The organism is Streptomyces sp. SID10853, assembly GCF_010548145.1.
In the GTDB taxonomy this organism is placed as follows: domain Bacteria; phylum Actinomycetota; class Actinomycetes; order Streptomycetales; family Streptomycetaceae; genus Streptomyces.
On sequence record NZ_JAAGLN010000056.1, the window covers coordinates 16963 to 34629 of the forward strand.

The 17667-nt window shown below is 71.4% G+C and carries 18 protein-coding genes; 7 read left to right on the forward strand and 11 right to left on the reverse strand.

Features of this window, described 5'->3' with window-relative positions; genetic code table 11:
- The first annotated feature begins 61 nt into the window (after positions 1–61).
- Both G3I19_RS13955 and G3I19_RS13960 read left to right on the forward strand, forming a co-directional pair.
- Positions 62–709 (forward strand): GntR family transcriptional regulator, encoded by a 648-nt coding sequence (locus tag G3I19_RS13955; RefSeq protein WP_164263764.1) that lies wholly within the window; start codon positions 62–64, stop codon positions 707–709.
- Between the two features lie 68 nt (positions 710–777).
- A complete protein-coding gene (locus tag G3I19_RS13960) occupies positions 778–2055 on the forward strand; it encodes an MFS transporter (RefSeq protein ID WP_164263766.1) in 1278 nt (425 codons plus the stop codon).
- Between the two features lie 153 nt (positions 2056–2208).
- Here the strand turns inward: G3I19_RS13960 and G3I19_RS13965 are convergent, their stop codons facing one another.
- The 5 genes from G3I19_RS13965 to G3I19_RS13985 form a co-directional block, all read right to left on the reverse strand.
- Positions 2209–2781 (reverse strand): YbhB/YbcL family Raf kinase inhibitor-like protein, encoded by a 573-nt coding sequence (locus G3I19_RS13965; RefSeq protein ID WP_164263768.1) that lies wholly within the window; start codon positions 2779–2781, stop codon positions 2209–2211.
- Positions 2778–3344: an isochorismatase family protein gene (locus tag G3I19_RS13970; RefSeq protein ID WP_164263770.1), complete on the reverse strand. Its 567-nt coding sequence runs from the start codon at positions 3342–3344 to the stop codon at positions 2778–2780. Before G3I19_RS13970 ends, G3I19_RS13965 begins: the two co-directional genes overlap by 4 nt.
- A gap of 79 nt (positions 3345–3423) precedes the next feature.
- Positions 3424–5193 carry an MFS transporter gene (locus G3I19_RS13975; protein ID WP_164263772.1) on the reverse strand — a complete coding sequence of 590 codons (1770 nt, stop codon included), beginning with the start codon at positions 5191–5193 and terminating at the stop codon, positions 3424–3426.
- Between the two features lie 26 nt (positions 5194–5219).
- Positions 5220–5672 carry a MarR family transcriptional regulator gene (locus G3I19_RS13980; RefSeq protein ID WP_164263774.1) on the reverse strand — a complete coding sequence of 151 codons (453 nt, stop codon included), beginning with the start codon at positions 5670–5672 and terminating at the stop codon, positions 5220–5222.
- 746 nt (positions 5673–6418) lie between these two features.
- Positions 6419–6790 (reverse strand): hypothetical protein, encoded by a 372-nt coding sequence (locus G3I19_RS13985; protein WP_164263777.1) that lies wholly within the window; start codon positions 6788–6790, stop codon positions 6419–6421.
- A 236-nt stretch (positions 6791–7026) separates the two neighbouring features.
- On the opposite strand from G3I19_RS13985, the gene G3I19_RS13990 reads away from it, so the two are divergent.
- Positions 7027–8559, forward strand: coding sequence for an FAD-dependent monooxygenase (locus G3I19_RS13990; RefSeq protein WP_164263779.1), 1533 nt, complete (start codon positions 7027–7029; stop codon positions 8557–8559).
- Positions 8560–8589: 30 nt separating this feature from the next.
- Here the strand turns inward: G3I19_RS13990 and G3I19_RS13995 are convergent, their stop codons facing one another.
- Positions 8590–9165, reverse strand: coding sequence for an antibiotic biosynthesis monooxygenase (locus tag G3I19_RS13995; RefSeq protein ID WP_164263780.1), 576 nt, complete (start codon positions 9163–9165; stop codon positions 8590–8592).
- 210 nt (positions 9166–9375) lie between these two features.
- Between G3I19_RS13995 and G3I19_RS14000 the strand changes: the two genes are divergently transcribed.
- Together G3I19_RS14000 and G3I19_RS14005 are read left to right on the forward strand one after the other, a co-directional pair.
- A complete protein-coding gene (locus G3I19_RS14000; protein ID WP_164263782.1) occupies positions 9376–10194 on the forward strand; it encodes a hypothetical protein in 819 nt (272 codons plus the stop codon).
- Positions 10191–10949, forward strand: a complete 759-nt coding sequence (locus tag G3I19_RS14005; protein ID WP_164263784.1) for a hypothetical protein — start codon at positions 10191–10193, stop codon at positions 10947–10949. Before G3I19_RS14000 ends, G3I19_RS14005 begins: the two co-directional genes overlap by 4 nt.
- Positions 10950–10953: 4 nt before the next feature.
- Here G3I19_RS14005 and G3I19_RS14010 read toward each other — a convergent pair whose 3' ends face one another.
- Together G3I19_RS14010 and G3I19_RS14015 are read right to left on the reverse strand one after the other, a co-directional pair.
- Positions 10954–11766, reverse strand: coding sequence for a DUF4389 domain-containing protein (locus G3I19_RS14010; protein ID WP_164263786.1), 813 nt, complete (start codon positions 11764–11766; stop codon positions 10954–10956).
- Positions 11767–11944: 178 nt separating this feature from the next.
- The gene (locus G3I19_RS14015; protein ID WP_164263797.1) at positions 11945–12373 is read right to left on the reverse strand and encodes a MerR family transcriptional regulator; all 429 of its coding nucleotides are present in this window, start codon (positions 12371–12373) and stop codon (positions 11945–11947) included.
- 193 nt (positions 12374–12566) lie between these two features.
- Here G3I19_RS14015 and G3I19_RS14020 point away from each other — a divergent pair, with 193 nt between their 5' ends.
- Positions 12567–14066: a SulP family inorganic anion transporter gene (locus G3I19_RS14020; RefSeq protein WP_164263788.1), complete on the forward strand. Its 1500-nt coding sequence runs from the start codon at positions 12567–12569 to the stop codon at positions 14064–14066.
- A 49-nt stretch (positions 14067–14115) separates the two neighbouring features.
- On the opposite strand, the gene G3I19_RS14025 is transcribed toward G3I19_RS14020, so the two are convergent.
- Positions 14116–14622 (reverse strand): GNAT family N-acetyltransferase, encoded by a 507-nt coding sequence (locus G3I19_RS14025; RefSeq protein ID WP_164263790.1) that lies wholly within the window; start codon positions 14620–14622, stop codon positions 14116–14118.
- A gap of 72 nt (positions 14623–14694) precedes the next feature.
- Here G3I19_RS14025 and G3I19_RS14030 point away from each other — a divergent pair, with 72 nt between their 5' ends.
- On the forward strand, positions 14695–15456 hold the full coding sequence (locus G3I19_RS14030; RefSeq protein WP_164263793.1) for a helix-turn-helix transcriptional regulator: 762 nt from the start codon (positions 14695–14697) through the stop codon (positions 15454–15456).
- 32 nt (positions 15457–15488) lie between these two features.
- On the opposite strand, the gene G3I19_RS14035 is transcribed toward G3I19_RS14030, so the two are convergent.
- Both G3I19_RS14035 and G3I19_RS14040 read right to left on the reverse strand, forming a co-directional pair.
- Positions 15489–16301 (reverse strand): SDR family oxidoreductase, encoded by an 813-nt coding sequence (locus tag G3I19_RS14035; RefSeq protein WP_164263795.1) that lies wholly within the window; start codon positions 16299–16301, stop codon positions 15489–15491.
- A partial coding sequence (locus G3I19_RS14040; RefSeq protein ID WP_203599547.1) for an acetate--CoA ligase family protein occupies positions 16252–17667 on the reverse strand: 1416 nt, incomplete at its 5' end. The genes G3I19_RS14035 and G3I19_RS14040, both read right to left, overlap by 50 nt.

Sequence of the window (17667 nt, forward strand, 5' to 3'; positions counted from 1 at the left end):
GTGGCTCCGCCCGCGACAAGCATGTATCTATGCTTGTATCCAAGTGCGCTAGGGTGGAGCCATGGCCACCCGAGACACCTCAGCGCGCCCTTCCGCGTCCCATACCGCCTATGCGCTCACGAAGGAACTCATCCTCAGCGGTCGTCTGCCCGGCGGCAGCCTGATCAGCGAGGGCGAGATCGCGGAGCGGACGAGCCTGAGCCGTACGCCGGTACGTGAGGCGTTCCTCCGGCTGGCCGGTGAGGATCTGCTGGAGCTGCACCCCAAGCGCGGCGCGGTGGTCGTACCGGTTTCGCCGGGTGAGGCACGGGACGTACTGGAACTGCGCCAGGCACTGGAGCAGGCGGCGGCGGAGCGGATCGCGCAACAGGGTCTGCCCGACGAGGACACGGCACGACTGCGTGCCCTGATCGCCCTCCAGCACGAGCGGGCGGGCGACGCGGATGTCGAGGGGTTCGCGGAAGCCGACGAGATGTTCCACCGCGGGGTCGTGGATGCGGCGGGGAACGCGCTGTCGAGCAAGTTCTACCGGACGCTGACGGACCGGCAGCGCCGGATGAGCGTGTTCGCGCTGCGGCTGCGGCCCGAGCGCCTGACCCGACTGGTCGAGGAGCACACCGCTCTGCTGGAGCTATTGCTGTCGGGCGACAGCGCGGGGTTCGCCACGGCGTTGAGATCGCATCTGGGTGACACCCACCGGCAGACCTGAGCCGGCCGGGCACCCCGGTAGAGCGACAGAACGCAGCACGCACCCATTTCCAGGAGACTCCGAGTCGTATGTCCGCCACTCAACTGTCCACCCCTGAACGGACGTTCAGCACCGCGGGCCCGGCGTGGCCCAGGATCGCGGCATCGGCGATGTTCGCCTGCGGCTGGGGCGGGAACCAGTTCACACCACTGCTGATCATGTACCGCCGTGTCGGCGGCTACTCGGTACTGAGTGTCGACATGTTCCTCGGCGCCTACGTGGTCGGGCTCATACCGGGCCTGCTGTTCGCGGGGCCGCTGTCCGACCGGCACGGGCGCCGCCGCGTCATGATCGCGGGGACAGCCCTTTCGGTACTCGCGAGCGGGATCCTCGCCTTCGGCTCGGAGGGTCCGTGGCCGATATACGCGGGGCGGCTGCTCACCGGCATCGCGGTCGGGGTCGCCATGTCCGTCGGCAGCAGCTGGGTGAAGGAGCTGTCCACGGCGTCCGCCGATCCCACCGTCGGCGCCCGCCGGGCCTCGCTGTGGCTCACGTCCGGGTTCGGCCTCGGCGCCGGGCTCGCGGGGCTGCTGGCCCAGTGGGGTCCGTGGCCGATGGCGCTGCCGTACGTGGTGCATATCGTGCTCACGCTCCCGGTGCTGGCGCTGCTGCCCCGGGTGCCCGAGACCCGCGCGGCTTCCCCGGGTGCGGGACGCGCGGCTTCCCCGGGTGCGGGACGCGCCGCTTCCCCGGGTGCGGTACGCGGACTGCTGCGCGATCTGCGTGTCCCGGCGGACGGACGCCGGCGCTTCCGGTTGCTGGTGCTGCCGATGGCGCCCTGGGTGTTCGGCGCGGCGGGGCTGGCCTACGCGGTGATGCCACAGCTGGTGGACGACCGCCTCGGGGAGTGGGGCCTCGTCTACGCCACCGCCCTCACGGTCCTCTATCTGGGTGCCGGTGTCGCTGTCCAACCACTGGCCAAACGGCTCGACCGTGCGCCGGGCGCAGTGAATCCCGCTGTGATGGCGATGACGGTGATGGTGGCCGGCACAGCTCTGTGCGCCGTCGACGCGGTCCTGCGCTCCCCCTGGCTGGCGCTGGCCGCGGCGGTGGTGCTGGGCGCGGGGTACGGCATCGCGGTGGTGACCGGGCTCCTGGAGATCCAGCGCATCGCGGGCCCGGACGATCTGGCGGGGCTGACCGGCGTGTACTACGCACTCGCCTATGCCGGATTCCTGCTCCCCACCCTCCTCGCCCTGCTGTCCGCCCGGGTGCCGTACCCGGCGCTCCTGACCGGCGTGGCGACGCTCGCAGTGGGGTGCCTGTCCGTCGTGGTCCACGGAATGCGGCGGCCAGGAGTGCGATAGGCGGGCGAACCGGTGCGGGACCGGGAACGGCGTCGCACATGGCAGGGCGGGAGAGCCGGCCCCGGGGCGCCGGAGAGCCGTAGCGCGCGGCGAGTGAGTGCGTGCGCCGAGCGCCCCGAGCCCGTCGGCCCGCTGCCCCTGCTTCGGCCAGGCTCAGCGTTCGTATACGCCGGTCAGCCGGCCGCGGTCGAGAACGGGCGCGGTGATGGAGGACAGGAAGGCCCGGGGGCGCGCCCGCTCCACCGGCGTGGTGCCGGGAGCGCTGTCCACGGGGGTGCCGAGAGCGAACAGCTGGAAGGTGTAGCGGTGCGGCCCGTGGCCCTTGATGGGCGCGGGCCCGTGGTAGCCGCGTCCGATGGTGGACCGCAGCACCCGCACTCCGGCGGCTGGGTTCCGCGCGCCGAGGGCGCCGGGGTCGAGGTGCCCGGTGGCCGGGTCGATCAGGGCGGCACAGTGCACGGCCGGCTTGGTCAGGGGGACGTCGATGTCCTCGACCACCAGGAGGAGTTGGGCGGTGCCGGATGGTGGCGGGGTCCAGGCCAGGTGGGGGGACACGTCGGCGCCGCCGATGTTCTTCGCGCACTGCTCCAGTGGCATGGCTGCGCCGTCGTCGAAGTGCCGGCTGGTGAGACTCAGCAGTTCGGGACCTTGCAGGTGGGGCAGGTTCCACGCCGTGTGGGTGTCGCCTGCTCGGCGGTTGTTCAGGAGCCGGCCGAGAAGAGTCATCGTGTTGCTCCGACCATCGTGATGACCTCTTCGGTGGTGGCGGTTTCGCCGAGCTTGGGGAAGATGCGCTCGACGCTGTGGCGGTGGGCGGCGGCGTCCGGGTCGCTCATGGCGTCGGTGGCCAGGGCCACGTGGTAGCCGTGGTCGCAGGCCGAGCGTGCGGTCGACTCGACGCCTGAGCTGGTCGAGATGCCTGACAGCACGACCTGCGTCACGCCCAGGTCCCGCAGGAGGGTGTCGAGTCCGGTGTCGTGGAACGCGCTGCGCCGCCGCTTGGTGATGAGGTGGTCGGTCGGCTGGACGTCGAGTTCGTCGATGAGGTCGGCCCAGCCGGCCGGCAGTGCGGCGCTGCCGCCGGGCCGTACGGTCTCGGTGCGCCCCGGCGCACGTCCGGTGACGTTGACCAGGACCACGGGCAGGCCGTGCCGCCGGAATGCCGAGGCGAGACGGGTCGCCTGCTCGACGGCTGCGGGGAACGGACTGTCGGTGTGGGCCGAGACGATGCCCTTCTGCAGGTCGATCACGACCAGCGCGGTGGCTGGGTCGAGCGTGCTGAGTGTCATGGTGTCGCTTCTCCTGTGAAAGACAGCTGGATGACGGCTGGTTGGAGGCTGGTTGCCCGGGGCCGGCGGCGAGGTGCGCTCAGCCCCTGGTGGATCCGTCCGGTTGCGCCGCAGTGGCACCGGTGACGGCCTCTCGCGGCCCCGGGGCCTTGACGGCGCGGCCGGTACCGGCGCCCCGCAGGAGGGAGGCGAGCGCGGCGAGGAAGGCGAGGGCGGCGCCGAAGGCGAACACGATGACCAGGCCTGAGTGGAAGGGCCCGGAGATCAGGTTCGGGAAGAACTCCCGCCCGGTCAGCGCGTGTTGCTGCGCGACCGTCAGATGGGTCAGGGTGCCGCTGGGCTGGAGCAGGTGCTGGACCGGGTTGACGCCCAGTTGCGCGGCGAACAGGGACGAGACCGGGGGCAGGCCGCCGACCTGGGCGGCGACATGGGCCGGTACGCCCTGCTGCTGCAGTCCGCTGGTCAGGGTGTGCGGGAGGCTGCTCGCCAGACCGGCGATCATGAGCGAGAAGAACACACCGATGGAGATGGCGGTGCCGGAGTTCTGGAAGGTGGCGCGCATACCGGAGGCGACGCCGCGCAGCTTCGCGGGCACACTGCCCATGATCGAGGAGGAGTTGGGGGATGCGAACATACCGCTGGCTATTCCGTTGACCGCTATCAGCACCGCGAAGATCCAGTAACTGAAGTCGATCGGCAGGAGCATCAGGCCCAGGAAGCTGGCGCCGAACAGCAGCGCACCGCCGGTGGCCAGCCCGCGGGAACCGAGACGGTCGGACAGGTACCCGGACACGGGGCCCGCGGCGAGGAACCCGGCGGTCAGCGGCAGCATGAAGATGCCCGCCCACAGCGGGGTGTCGCCGTAGTCGTAGCCGTGCAGCGGGAGCCAGATGCCCTGCAGCCAGATGATCAGTACGAACTGCATCCCTCCGCGGCCGATCGAGATGGCCAGGCCCGCCAGGTTGCCGAAGGTGAAGGCCCGCAGGCGGAAGAGACTCAGCTGGATCATCGGCGCGGCCACGCGGTTCTCGATGACGACGAAAGCCGCCAGCAGGACCAGGCCGCCCGCGATCAGCACATCCACCAGTGGGTTGCTCCAGCCCATGGTGTGCCCGCCGTAGGGCTGCAGACCGAAGGTGACCGCGATCAGGACGGCGCTGAGGCCCACGGCGAAGGTGATGTTGCCCCACCAGTCGATCCGGCCGCCGCCGCGCTTCCCGGTCTCGCGCAGGGTGCGGTAGGCCCACAGGGTGAAGAACACGCCGACGGGTACGTTCACCCAGAACACCGCCCGCCAGTCCCAGGCCGAGAGCAGTCCCCCGGCGACCAGGCCGATGAACATCCCTCCCAGGCCCGCTACTTGGTTGATGCCGAGGGCGAAGCCGCGCTGTTCCTCGGGAAAGGCGTCGGTGAGGATCGCGGCCGAGTTCGCGGTCAGCATCGATCCGCCGACGGCCTGCACCACCCGCCAGGCGATCAGCCACATCGCTCCGTGGCCGCCGTCGAACGGGTCGAAGGACAGCAGGACCGAGGCGAAGGTGAAGACAGCGAACCCGGAGTTGTAGATCCGGACCCGGCCGTACATGTCGCCCAGGCGGCCCACCGTGACCACCAGGACGGCCTGGACCAGCCGGTACCCCATGATCATCCACAGCAGGTAGGCGATGTTCCCCGGCGCCAGGGGGTCCAGGTGCACGCCACGGAAGATCGCGGGCAGGGCGATCAGCACGATGGAGCCGTCCAGGGCGGACATGAAGACCGCGGCGGTCGTGTTCGTCAGCGCCGTCCACTTGTACCGGTCGCCGTCGGCCGCGCGGCGCGGGCCGCACGTCTTGAGAGGATCCGTCATCAGCTTCCTCAATGGTTTCTCCGGCGTCAGATGTTCTGGGCCAGGCGCTCCAGCAGGGGCGCGGCCGCCGCGAGCTGCGCCAGCTCACCCGCGGTGAACGTCTCGCTGGTCAGGGCACGGGCGATCAGCTCGGTCCGCGCGTTGCGCTTGTCCTGGAGTGCCTGCAGACCGGCATCGGTCACCGTCAGCACGACGCGCCTGCCGTCGTCGGGGTCCGGGCGGCGTTCGACCAGGCCGCGGGCCCTCAGCGTGCTGAGCGTCTCCCCCATGGCCTGTGCGGTGATCTGCGCTTCCCTGGCCAGGGCCGAAGAGGTGGTGGGGCCCGTGCGGTTCAGCAGTGAGAGAGCCGACCGCTCGGGCATCCCGAGCCCGCCCTCGATCGGCACTTGACGCACCCGTCGCACCAGCACACTGAGGCTCGCCAGCAGGGTGGAGGCGACCGCGTCCGGGTCGAGATCGGGGTCCAGGTCTTCGTTCATATACTAAGGCTACCTTATCAACCTGCCTTAGTGAATCCGTCTCCGGCTCCCCGCCCGACGTGCTGATCGCGGGCGCAGGCCCGGTCGGGCTCACGGCGACCGCCGGTGTCCAGGCAGTACGGCGATGGTCGGCATACCGGACCCGCCGGCGTCCGACGCTTCGGCGGCCTGGGCGGCCGGGGCGGGCTCGGCCGCCGGTGAAGTCGGCCGCGTACCGCAGCACCCCATGCCCGGCCCGGCAGCGCGGAATGCCGAGCAGCCGCAGCGGACGCCGTCAGCCCGGTGCGGTCCGGGGCGCGGTCGCCGGGCCGGGGCGCGCCGGACGGTCGTACGGTGTACCGGCCGGGGGGCCTCGTACTGCGGCAACACGGCGAACCGGTACGGCACTTCGGGCGCAACTTGAGGCCGGTCCGCGCCTGTTCCCGGCCGTTGAGGTGGCTCAGCCTGCCGCGCCGGCGGAAGGACGCCTCCCATAGCGGTGCGGGCCCGGCCCATCCGAATCCGGATCGCCAGGGTGCGCGGCGCCCGCCAAGCCGCACCGGCGGCTGTCACCGACACCCTGGCCGTGCCTGGATACCGCGACACCGCGACGCCGCAGGGGAGTTCGCCCGGCCCTACCGCCCCGAAGGCCCGGCCGGCCTCACCGTCCGCCCCGACGGCCACCGCGGCGCCCGCCACTCCCCCCGCGCCGGTACCGCGGACGCCATGGCCCGGCTGCCTCGTGGCCGTCTCCGCACGTACAGCGGCTACTCCACCGTCCAGCTGATGCCGCCGATGCCGGTGCTGTAGAAGGCGCAGTGGCCGGACGATTCGCCGACCTGGCCCGGGCGCAGGGTCACGGAGTTCCCCGTCACGTCCGGGGCCAGGCCGCAGATGATGTTGGCGTGGAAGGTGACGGGGCCCGCGGACCTGTTGGTGCAGTCGACGCCGCCGGCCAGCGAGTCGTTGTGATGGACCCAGGTGTTGCATTCCAGTGTGGCTGCCGGTGCACGCGTGCTCTGCACTCCGTGTACCGCGGGCGGCTGGGCGGTGGCCGGAGCAGCCGTGGCCATCGCGAGCGGCAGTCCTGCCAGGACTGTCATGGCGGCCAGGGCGGTGCTGAGGCTGATACGCGTCATGTGCTGAGTCTCCAGACAGAAGGGATTGACCGGGAATCGATCGCCACCTTCATACCCACACATACTGACGCCCATGGAATAAGCACCCTTAAGAGTGACAAAAGAGCCCAGGCTCACGGTGGTTCGGCCGGAACACAGTGGTGGAGTGCGTACGGCGACGTGAAGGATGGATCCCGATGGTCCATGCGTCCTCGAACGGCCCGTACATCCACGAACATCTGCGAACCAGGAGCACCATGATGGATTTCGATACGGACGTCCTGATAGTCGGAGCCGGCCCGGTGGGCACGTGGCTGGCCGCGGAACTCGCCGCGGCCGGGGTCGGCGTCCGCCTGCTGGAGGCCCGTACGGGGCGCTCGGCCTGGTCCCGCGGCTTCACCGTCCAGCCACGCACGCTCGAACTCTTCGACACCCGCGGGCTGGCCGACTCCCTGCTCGCGGCAGGACAGGCCATCGGCTCCTGGCATTTCGCCCTGGGCCGGACCCGGCTCGACTTCACCGGGCTCCCGACCCGGTTCCCTTCCGTACTGCTCAACCCGCAGGTGGCGACGGAGGAGTTGATGGAACGCCGGCTGGCCGAACTCGGCGGCGGGGTCACCCGCGACTGCCGGGTCACCGGTCTGCGACAGCACCCGGACCGGGTGGAGGTGCTGACCGACGCCCCCGTCGGGCCGGGGCAGTTGACCGCACGCTATGTGGTCGGGTGCGACGGTGCGCACAGCACCGTACGCACCGCCGCAGGAATTCCGTTCAGCGGGACCGAGACCGTCACCACAACCCTCACCGGCGATGTCGTCCTCGATGACCCACCGCCGAGCGGGGCGCCGATCCTGTCCTGCGAAGCGGGGGTTCTGCTGACCATCCCGCTGCCGGAAGGACGCCATCTCGTCGGCGTGATCGACCACTCGACCATGCACGAGACCCCGCCCGCTCCGGTGCCCTTCGCCCATCTGCGGGCCGCCGTCGAGCGAGTGGTCGGCAGCGACCTCGGCATGCGCGATCCCCGGCGGGTCGCCACGGTGGGAGACGCGGGAAAGCTCGCGGACACCTACCGCTCCGGCCGGGTGCTGCTGGCCGGTGACGCCGCGCACATGCACTATCCGATGGGCGGCCAGGGGCTGAACCTGGGTGTCCAGGACGCCCACAACCTCGCCTGGCGGCTGACCGCCGTCCTGCGTGCGGGCGCCGCCGGCCGGGTGCTCGACGACTACACGAGTGAGCGCAGGCCGGTGGCGGCGGGCGTGCTCGCCGACGTACGCGCACAGGTCGCGCTGGTCACTGCCACCGGCCTGGACGGATTCACCCTGCGCCGGCGCTTCGACGCCCTGCTGACCGAATACCCGGCGCTCAACCAGGACCTCGCCGCCCGGCTGTCCCAACTCGACGTCCGGTACGGAACGTTCGAAGGGCCGGACGGGGACGATCCGCGTCTGGGCTGCCGCGCCCCTGACCTGACGTTCACACCGGCGCCGGACGGCTCCGGCCCGCAGCGGCTGTTCGAAACCGCACGGCCGGGGCGGTTCACTCTGCTCGACCTCACCGGGGGCAGCCTCCACGCCGACCGTGCGATCGCGGGAGCCGGTCTGACGGAGCTGGTCGCCACGGTCGCCGTCACCCCGGCTCCTGACGCGAACCCTCCGATGGATCCGGCCCTGGCCAAGTCCTGGTCCACGGCCCCGGCCGCGCTGATCAGGCCCGACGGCCACACCGCCTGGATCGGCGACGATCTGGGCCAGGCCGTGGACACCCTGCGGTCCCAGCTGTTCTGAGCAGGGGCGGCGCCCGCCGTCGGTCACCGCTCAGTGGCCGACGTCCACGAGTGAGGCATGGAGCGTGTACCGCTTGAAGCGGTGGCCGAAAGGTGCGGCCGCTTCGTGGGAGGCGGCGTCCGCCCACTCCGCGACGACGATCGCCCGCCCGCCGTCCGGTGTCAGATGGATGTGCGCCGCGAGCAGGCCGGGCGCAGGCGCGACCGTGTCCGCCACGGCGTCCGCCGCCATCGCGCCCACCACCAGGGCACCGGACGGCCGCTCCGCATCGTGGACGACGCTGCGGTGGAGGCGGGTCCGTTCGAGTCCGGGGCGCTCGATGCCGGGCACCAGTGCGTCGACGCGGCTCACCGTCCCGGCCCGGTGGGCACGGGCCCAGGCCAGGTGCTGCGCGTCGCTGGTCCACTGGGCGTAGAAGAGGAGGCCGGTGCCGTCCGCTGAGACGAAGACGTGCTGGGCGAGCCGGCCCGCGGGCTTGCCGGCCGCGGCCCACTCGGCGGTCACCGCGTCGGCGGCCGTCCGTGAGCGCTCGGACGTACCGGTGAGCCACTGGCTCAGCAGAGCGGTTCCGGCGGCCGGGTGCACGAGGTCCAGGAAGCGTGTCATGGGCACCGACCCTGCTTCATCAACCGCGCTTGAGGTCAAGCCGCCCGGCCCCGCCCGCAGGCCCTTCCGGCCGCGGGCCGAGCCGGTGCGGGTGGGTGCCCGCTGTGCTGTACTGATCAGGTGGAGCGTAAGCACACACTGCCGTGGGACACGCACCCCGGACGGCCAGGCGAAGCAGCCCCGGGAGTCCGTGCCCAACAGGCTGACCAGGTGCGCAACCGGGTACGGCTGATGATCGAGATCACCGCACAGGCGGGTGCGTACCGCAAGGGCCTGGTGGCCGCCGCCCGGCGCCTCAGCCCTGAGGAAGCGACCATTCTCTCCGATCTGGAACGGCACGGACTGCAGGTGCCGCAGCTGCACGACGTGCTGTGCGGCGGTCATGTGCTGGTGGACGATCCGGAGTTGTACGCGGACTGGCGGTTCGACAAGGTCAGTCACACCCGCCTCTCCAGCCATCACCGGGACATCGACAAGAGTGTCTATCCGGACATCGGTATGCGCGGTCAAGTGGTGCGGGAGAAGCTGCACGGGCGCACCGCGCACGGCACCTGGGTGCAGTTGGAGAAGACCCCCGCCGCCTTCGGCGGGCGGAGGCTGCCCAGCCCGAGCGATGTCCGGCACCTCATGGATTACGTGGTCTACCGGCTCACCCGCAGCAATGTCGGCCCGTGGGGACTGTCCCGGATGACCGAGCGGCGCCCGATGTATCTGACACCGGTGCTGACCGTGCCCACGTCCCTGACGGCTCCGGTCGCCCAGTTGCTGACCCAGGCGCTGCACCGGATCGAGGAGGCCGACGACACCACCGCCGTCTCCGGGGATCTCGCGGACCGGTTCCCGCCGCCCGACCGGGCGGATCCGGCCGCGGAGCTGGGCCGGTCACTGTCCGGGAGAGCGGGGCGCGGGCTGTTCGGCAGCTCCGAGGTGTGGGTGACCGAGACGCCGTCCAGCAGCGCCGCCGCGGTTCTCCGGGCCGGCCACGAGGCGCCCGAAGTGGACTGGTGGCAGACGGAGAGGCCGGCATGAGTGACGACCGCAACGATGTTCCCGCCGAGACCCCTTCGGACCCGGGCGCGGCGTCCGTACCGTCGGGGCTTGTCACAGCCGTCGTGGATCTGGTGAACACGGGGCCGGTGCTGCTCGGTGCGTACACCGTCGCCGAGCTCACCGCCGTGGACGCGATCGTGGACTTCCTGGAGGCCCGCCCCTCGGACGAGGTGCTGGCCGAGGCCGTCCGCTCGCTCGCGGCCCGTCAACTGCTCCTGGCGGGTTCTACGGGTGAGCAGATCCAGGTGCAGGGGGACCTGGGGATCGCCGTGGCGTTCCAGCAGAGGGCCCGCAAGGTGCTCGATGCCCGCACGACCGGGTCGGAGCCGGGCGAGCCCTGGCGCATTCTGCTGCTCCCCCAGCCCGAGCGGATCTGTCTGATGGTCCGCATCGACGCGCTCGGTATCCACCAGCTCGGCCTGCACAAGCTGGAAGAAGCGCTCAGGACGCTCGCCGAGTGGCTGCCGGAGGGCTCACTGGCCGGTCCGGGTGCGGGCTTCGACGCCGAGGACGTACTGACCGCGTCGGAGCGCTCGGCGCTGATCACCGTCACCGACTACACCGCCCAGGGTTCTGCCGAGATCGCGGGTGCCAGCAGCGACCTGATTCTCGCGCGCGCCGACGGACGGCTGCATGCCCTCACCCGGGATCCCCAGGACCGGAACAAGCTGGTGCCCGACTCCGCGACGCACAAGGCCGGTGTCCACGACCGGCTCGTCGAGCTGCTGGGGTAGCGGCTCAGGGCCGCGAACCGACTGCCGCGTGCATGCCGTTCACACCCGTGTCGTCCGACTTGTCGGGCGGAACGGCGGTGTCGCAGAAGATGTTGGCGATCAGCCCGATCACCAGGAAGAGCGTGACCAGCACCGTGCCCGCGGTACTCATCCGCAGTGGCCTGGTGGCCGACACCGGCGGGGTTGCGCCGGGTGTGTCCGGGGTGTCCCGGTCCCCGAACAGGCCCTTCGGGTAGGCCGACGTCAGCATGCTGACGTACGCGTAGTAACGCATGGTGTACCGGAGCAGGGCTGCGGTCGCCTCGAACAGCGGCCGGGGCATCCGGCCGAGGATGAGGACGACGAGCCAGCTCAGGAAGCACACGGCGTACCAGCCCGAGGCGAAGAGGCTCTGCACGATGGCCGCGGGGATCAGCAGAATGATGCGGAAAAGCACGGCGAGCCGGTTGAGCCGCCCGGGGCGCACCTCGATCCTGACCGGGTAGTCGGAAACCGGCCGCAGCGCGAAGGGCGGGTACACGTCGACGAGGAGCAGGGCGCTCGCGTGCACACGGGTTTCGTAGGCGAGGAACGCGCTCAGACAGCGGGCGATGGGGTCGGGCAGCCTGCCGATGAACAGTGCGGCGAACCAGCCGATCACGGTCGCGAAGAACGCCGCGATTCCCAGGAAGAACAGCACGATGGCCTGAGGGATCAGCAGCAGCCAGCGCACCAGCACCGTGAGACGGCGCTGCGTCTGTGGCTCCGGAATGTCGAGCACCGGCAGCCATTCGTCGGCCTCCGGCGGCAGTTTGCTGTCCCACGTCTGCTGCGCCATCTCGGTTGCTCCCGTCCTCGCTCCGGCTCCGCTGCCGTCTCCAGACTCGCGACAGTGCACGGCTTTCGCATGCGGAGACATGCAGAGACATATGGAGACATAGGGAGATCCACGTAGGTCCCCGGCGCGTGCTCGCCTCACGGGCCGTCGCGTCAGGACGGCGGCGGGCGCCGGCAGGTCACCCGCCGGTCGCGCCCTCGTCGGGCAGCGGGTCAGCGCCGTCGTCGGGCGCGCGGTCCAGGCGCTCGGCGAGCGTGGCGGCGAAGTCCTCGGCGCGGGCGAGCTGGATACGCAGGTCGGCCACCCGCTCGCGGGCGGTGGCGTGGTAGCCGCGGACCGTGGACAGCAGCGCCTCGCGCTCCGGTTCCGGCAGGTCGTCCGTGGCATCGAGCCGGTCGGTGGCCCGCAGCAGGTCCCGCATCTCGTCCAGGGTGAAACCGAGCGGCTTCATCCGCCGGACGACCATGAGGCGGGCCACATCGGTCTCGGTGTAGAGGCGGAACCCGCCCTGCGAGCGGGCCGACGGCTCGACCAGGCCCGTCTCCTCGTAGTGGCGGATCGTGCGCAGCGACAGCTCGGTGCGCGCGGCGACCTCGCCGATCTGCATGTGCCCCTTGTCTGCCACGGCTCTCCTCGCGGGTGTGCTGCGGGGCACTCCGGCGGACCCCGATCCCTACTCTAACGTTAGGGTAGAGTTGCTGGTGCGGCGCCGACACGCGTACGTGCCTTCCGGCCCTGCCGCGTCGACCCCAGCGCCACGCCTCGCGGCGAGGGCGCATCGAACCACCAGGTGGGCCCTCTTGTCCTCTCCGCTGTCACCGGCCACGCTGCTGCGCGGCCCCCGCCGCCCCTCATGGCTGTCCCCGAAGGTGTTCCGCACCGAGGTGCTGGCCGGCCTGGTCGTGGGGCTGGCTCTGATCCCCGAGGCGATCTCGTTCTCCGTGATCGCCGGCGTCGACCCGAAGGTGGGCCTGTTCGCCGCCTGCACCATGGCGATGGTCATCGCGTTCGTCGGCGGCCGCCCGGCGATGATCTCGGCGTCCACCGGTGCGGTCGCCCTGGTCGTGGCACCTGTCGCCCGCGAGCACGGGCTGGGCTACCTGATCGCCACCGTCATCCTGGCCGGGGTCTTCCAGATCGTTCTCGGCTCCCTCGGGGTGGCCAGGCTGATGCGGTTCGTGCCCCGCTCGGTGATGGTCGGATTCGTCAACGCGCTGGGCATCCTGCTGTTCACCGCGCAGATCCCCAACCTCCACGACGTCCCCTGGCAGGTCTATCCGCTCGTCGTCGCCGGCCTGGCGATGATGGTGTTCTTCCCTCGCCTGACCAAGGCCGTGCCCGCGCCACTGGTGTCCATCGTGATCCTCACCGTCATCACGGTCGCGGCAGGCATCGCGGTGCCCACGGTGGGCGACAAGGGCAGACTCCCCTCGTCCCTGCCCGTCCCGGGGCTGCCTGACGTGCCGTTCAGCGCCCACACCCTCACCGTCATCGCGCCCTATGCGCTGGCGATGGCGCTGGTCGGGCTGATGGAGACGCTGATGACCGCCAAGCTGGTGGACGAGATCACCGACACCCGCTCCAACAAGACCCGTGAATCGATCGGCCAGGGCATCGCCAATATCGTCACGGGTCTCTTCGGCGGGATGGGCGGCTGCGCGATGATCGGCCAGACCATGATCAACGTCAAGAACGGCGCCCGTACCCGCCTGTCGACGTTTCTGGCCGGGTTCTTCCTGCTGATCCTCTGTATCGTGCTCGGCCCTGTCGTCTCCGACATTCCCATGGCCGCACTGGTCGCCGTCATGGTCCTGGTCTCGGTCGGCACCTTCGACTGGCATTCCATCAGACCGGCCACCCTCAAGCGGATGCCGGCCGGCGAGACCACCGTCATGGTCATCACCGTCGCCGTCGTGGTCGCCACCGGCAATCTGTCCATCGGCGTCGTCGTCGGGACACTCGTCGCGATGGTCGTGTTCGCGCGGCGGGTCGCCGGTCTGACCCGGGTCACCGCCGTCGCCGACCCCGACGGCAACAGCATCGTGTACGCCGTCACCGGGGAACTCTTCTTCGCCTCGGTCAACGACCTGACCGGCCGGTTCGCCTACGCGACAGACCCCGCGTCCGTCATCATCGACCTCAGCGGCGCTCATGTCTGGGACGCCTCGTCGGTGGCCGCGCTGGACGCGATCACCGGTAAGTACGCCGCCCATGGCAAGACCGTGACGGTGACCGGTCTCAACGAGGAGAGCGCCAGGATGCACGGCAACCTCAGCGGCGAACTCACCGGCAGCCACTGACCCCCGCCACCACGCCCTGCCCGTCTCCCCCGCACGCCGGGACGGGGTGTCATACGTCGCGGCGCATGCACACCCTCGGCCACCGGTCGAGACCGTGTGCCGCTTCCCGTGCCCGGATGTCCCGCAGGCCCGCGCCGATCTCGTGGTCGCCCAGCGGACGGAAGCCGCAGCGTGCGTAGTACGGCGCGTTCCACGGAACGTCGGTGAAGGTGGTGAGCGTCAGCGCGGGCACTCCGTCAGCCGCTGCCCGGTCCGCCAGACGGTCCAGCAGCGAGCGCCCGATGCCACGGCGCGCGCTGTCCGGGTGTACCGACACCTGCTCGACGTGGAGGTTGCCGTCGACGCGGTCCGCGATGAGGTACGCCACCGGGGAGTCCGCCCCGTCGGCCGCGACCCAGGCCAGCCCGGCGCGCCGGTAGCGGGCCAGTTCGTCCAGGGGCAGCGGCTCGTCGTCGGCGATTTCGGGCATACCGATGTCCCGGAAGCACTGTCCGGCCGCCCTCTCGATGTCCTGGAGGGCCGGCAGGTCGTCGATGTGAGCCGCTCTGACAGACATGAGCCCATTGTCCCCGGTGGCCCATCGTGACTCGCCCTGGGATCTGTCGTGCCTGCCATAGGCTGTCGGCTGATGCCGGACATCCGCCACCAGCCCATCGCTCCGACCCGGACCCAGAGACTGGCGACCGGGGCGGAGATCGACGCGCACCGGCACGACGACCACCAGATCGTCTATGCGGGCCGGGGCGTGCTGACCGTGACCGCCAGTACCGGGACCTGGGTCGCGCCCGCCACCCGTGCCATCTGGGTTCCCGCCGGAACTGTCCACGCACACCAGGCGCACGGGGACCTGGAGATGCACCTGGTCGGCCTGGAGAAGGGGGACGACCCCATCGGGCTCGGGGAACCGACCGTGCTCGCCGTCGGGCCTCTGCTGCGTGAGCTGATCCTCGCGTACACCGACGCACCCCTCGACGACAGTCCCCAGCGTGCCCGGCTGCGGGCCGTGCTGCTCGACCAGCTCCGTGTGTCACCCCACCAGCCGCTCCATCTGCCCACACCGACGTCGCCCCAACTCCAGGACCTGTGCGCCCTGTTGAAGGCCGACCCCGGCGACAACCGTACGCTCGCCCAGCTCGGCCGGTGCGTCGGTGCCAGCAGCCGTACTCTGTCCCGGCTGTTCCGGGCCGACCTCAACATGACGTTCCCGCAGTGGCGCACGCAACTGCGCCTCCACCACGCCCTCGTACTCCTCGCCGAGAACACTCCGGTCACGGCCACCGCCCATCAGTGCGGCTGGTCGTCCGCCAGTGCGTTCATCGACGTCTTCCACCGGACGTTCGGCCATACGCCCGGCACCCACCACGGCCCGCCCGCGTCACACCCAGGCTGACGCGGCCCGCAGCCGGGGCGTCGCGGCCGGCGTCAGCCGTAGACCTGGCGGCCCAGCCACTGGCCGCCGTCGATCACCATCGTCGTACCGGTGATGTAGCGCGAGCGCTCCTCCAGCAGGAAGAGCGCGGCCTCCGCCACCTCCTCCGGGGTGGTGAAGCGCCCTGCGGGGACGCTGTCGAGTACCCGCGCCCGGGCTTCCGGTGTGGGCCACAGCGCGGCGCTCGCGCCCTCGGTCTCCGTCGGGCCGGGCGCGATGCAGTTGACCCGGACCCCGCGCGCGCCCCACTCGGCGGCGAGGGTACGGGTCATCGCCAGTACCCCGCCCTTGGCCGCCGCGCTGTGGACGGTGCCGGGGTGGCCGTGCCAGGCGTAGCCGGCGATCACATTGACGATCGCCCCGTCCCCGGCGCCCAGCATGTGCGGTGCGGCGGCCCGGGTGGCGAAGAACGTGCCGTTGAGGACGATGTCGACCACGGCGCGCCAGCCGTTGGGCGACAGGTCCTCGGCGGGGACGACGAAGTTTCCGGCGGCGTTGTTGACCAGTGCGTCCAGGCGGCCGTGCCGGGCGGCAACCGCGTCGATCGCGGCGGTCAGCGCGTCGGCGTCCCGGACGTCGACCGATGCGGTCTGCACGGTGCCGCCGTACTCCCCCGCGAGGCGCGCGGTCTCCGCCAGCGCGTCGGGGCGCCGGCCGAGCACCGCGACGGTCCCGCCCGCCGCGGCGTAGCGCAGGGCGATCGCCCTGCCGATGCCGGAACCGCCGCCGGTGACGACGGCGACCCGGCCCGCGAGTTCAGCCGGGGAATTCTTCGCGGAGGGAGTGTTCACGGCGGAAGTACTCATCAGTCAGGGCTCCTTGGGTGGGGGCGGGACGGCCGGGGGCGTGACCGGCAGGGGCGGGACCATCGGGGGCGGGACCCGGCGGGTGGCCGGCGGTGGTGATCAGTGCGTCGACGGCCAGCAGGCCGTCCACGGCGACACGGACGGGATTGAGCTCGGTCTCCAGCAGGCCGGGCTGTCCGGCGGCGAGCCGGGAGAGCCGCACGACGGTGTCGGCGAGCGCCCCGGTGTCGGCCGGCGGGCGTCCGCGCCACCCGTGCAACAGCGGTGCGCAGCGCAGTCGTTCGATCAGGCTCAGGGCGTCCGCGTGGGTGCAGGGCGCGAGGGCCAGGGCGCTGTCGCGCCAGAGTTCCGTTTCCGTGCCGCCCGCGCCGACCACGACAACCGGCCCGAACGACGGGTCACGCCGGGTGGCGACCACCATCTCGACGACGTGCGGACGGCGGTCCAGCTGTTCGACCACGTACTGACCGGGCCCCAGGCGCAGTGACATCTCCCCAAAGGCGGCCTCCAGCGCGTCGGTGTCGGCCAGGCCGACCGCCACACCGCCGTGCTCGCTCTTGTGCTCCAGCCAGTCCGCCTTGAGGACGTACGGGGCGGTCAACCGCGCTGCGGCACACCGGAGTCCGGCCAGATCGGTGACGGGGAGCGCGGGCGGGAACGGGATGCCGGCGCCGGTCAGCAGGGTACGGGCGGCGAGGTAGCCGAAGCCGGCCGGCGCGGCGGCGGGAGACACGGCCACCGGCGGGGCTGTCCCCCGGTCTCCCCACTGGTCACCCGGCTGGTCACCCGCCTGATCACCCACCTGATCTCCCCCCGGGCCCACCCTCGGATCCGCCTCCGGGTCCACCTCCGTGTCCGTCCACGCCCCGCCCGCCCTCACCGACGGACCGAGTCCGGCGAGGCGTGCCGCCGTGCCGAGTGCGCCGACGGCCGTCTCGATGTCCGCGTAGGTGGGCACACCCGCCGCGCGCAGGGCCTCGGTGGTCGGGGTGGACCGGGCCATCGAGTGCACCAGTACGGGAAGCCGGTGCCGTGCCGCCGAGCGGGACAGTTCCAGGGCCACTTCGGTCTCCCGGTCCTGCTGGGCCGGGATGTCGCGGCCGTAGCTGCCGAAGTATCCGCTCAGCAGGACGGCGTCGGCGCCACCGGACGCGGCCACCAGGTCCACGACCCTGGCGTAGGCGCCCAGGTCCTGCTCGCCGCCGCCGGCCAGATCGACCGGGTTGGCGGTCACGGCCTGCGGTGGCAGGCCGGTCGCGATCGCGGTCCTGGTCGCCTGCGCCAGCGGCTCCACCAGCAGTCCGGCGCGGGAGGCGAGGTCGACGGCGAGTGCGCCCTGTCCGCCGCTGTCGGTCACGACCGCGAC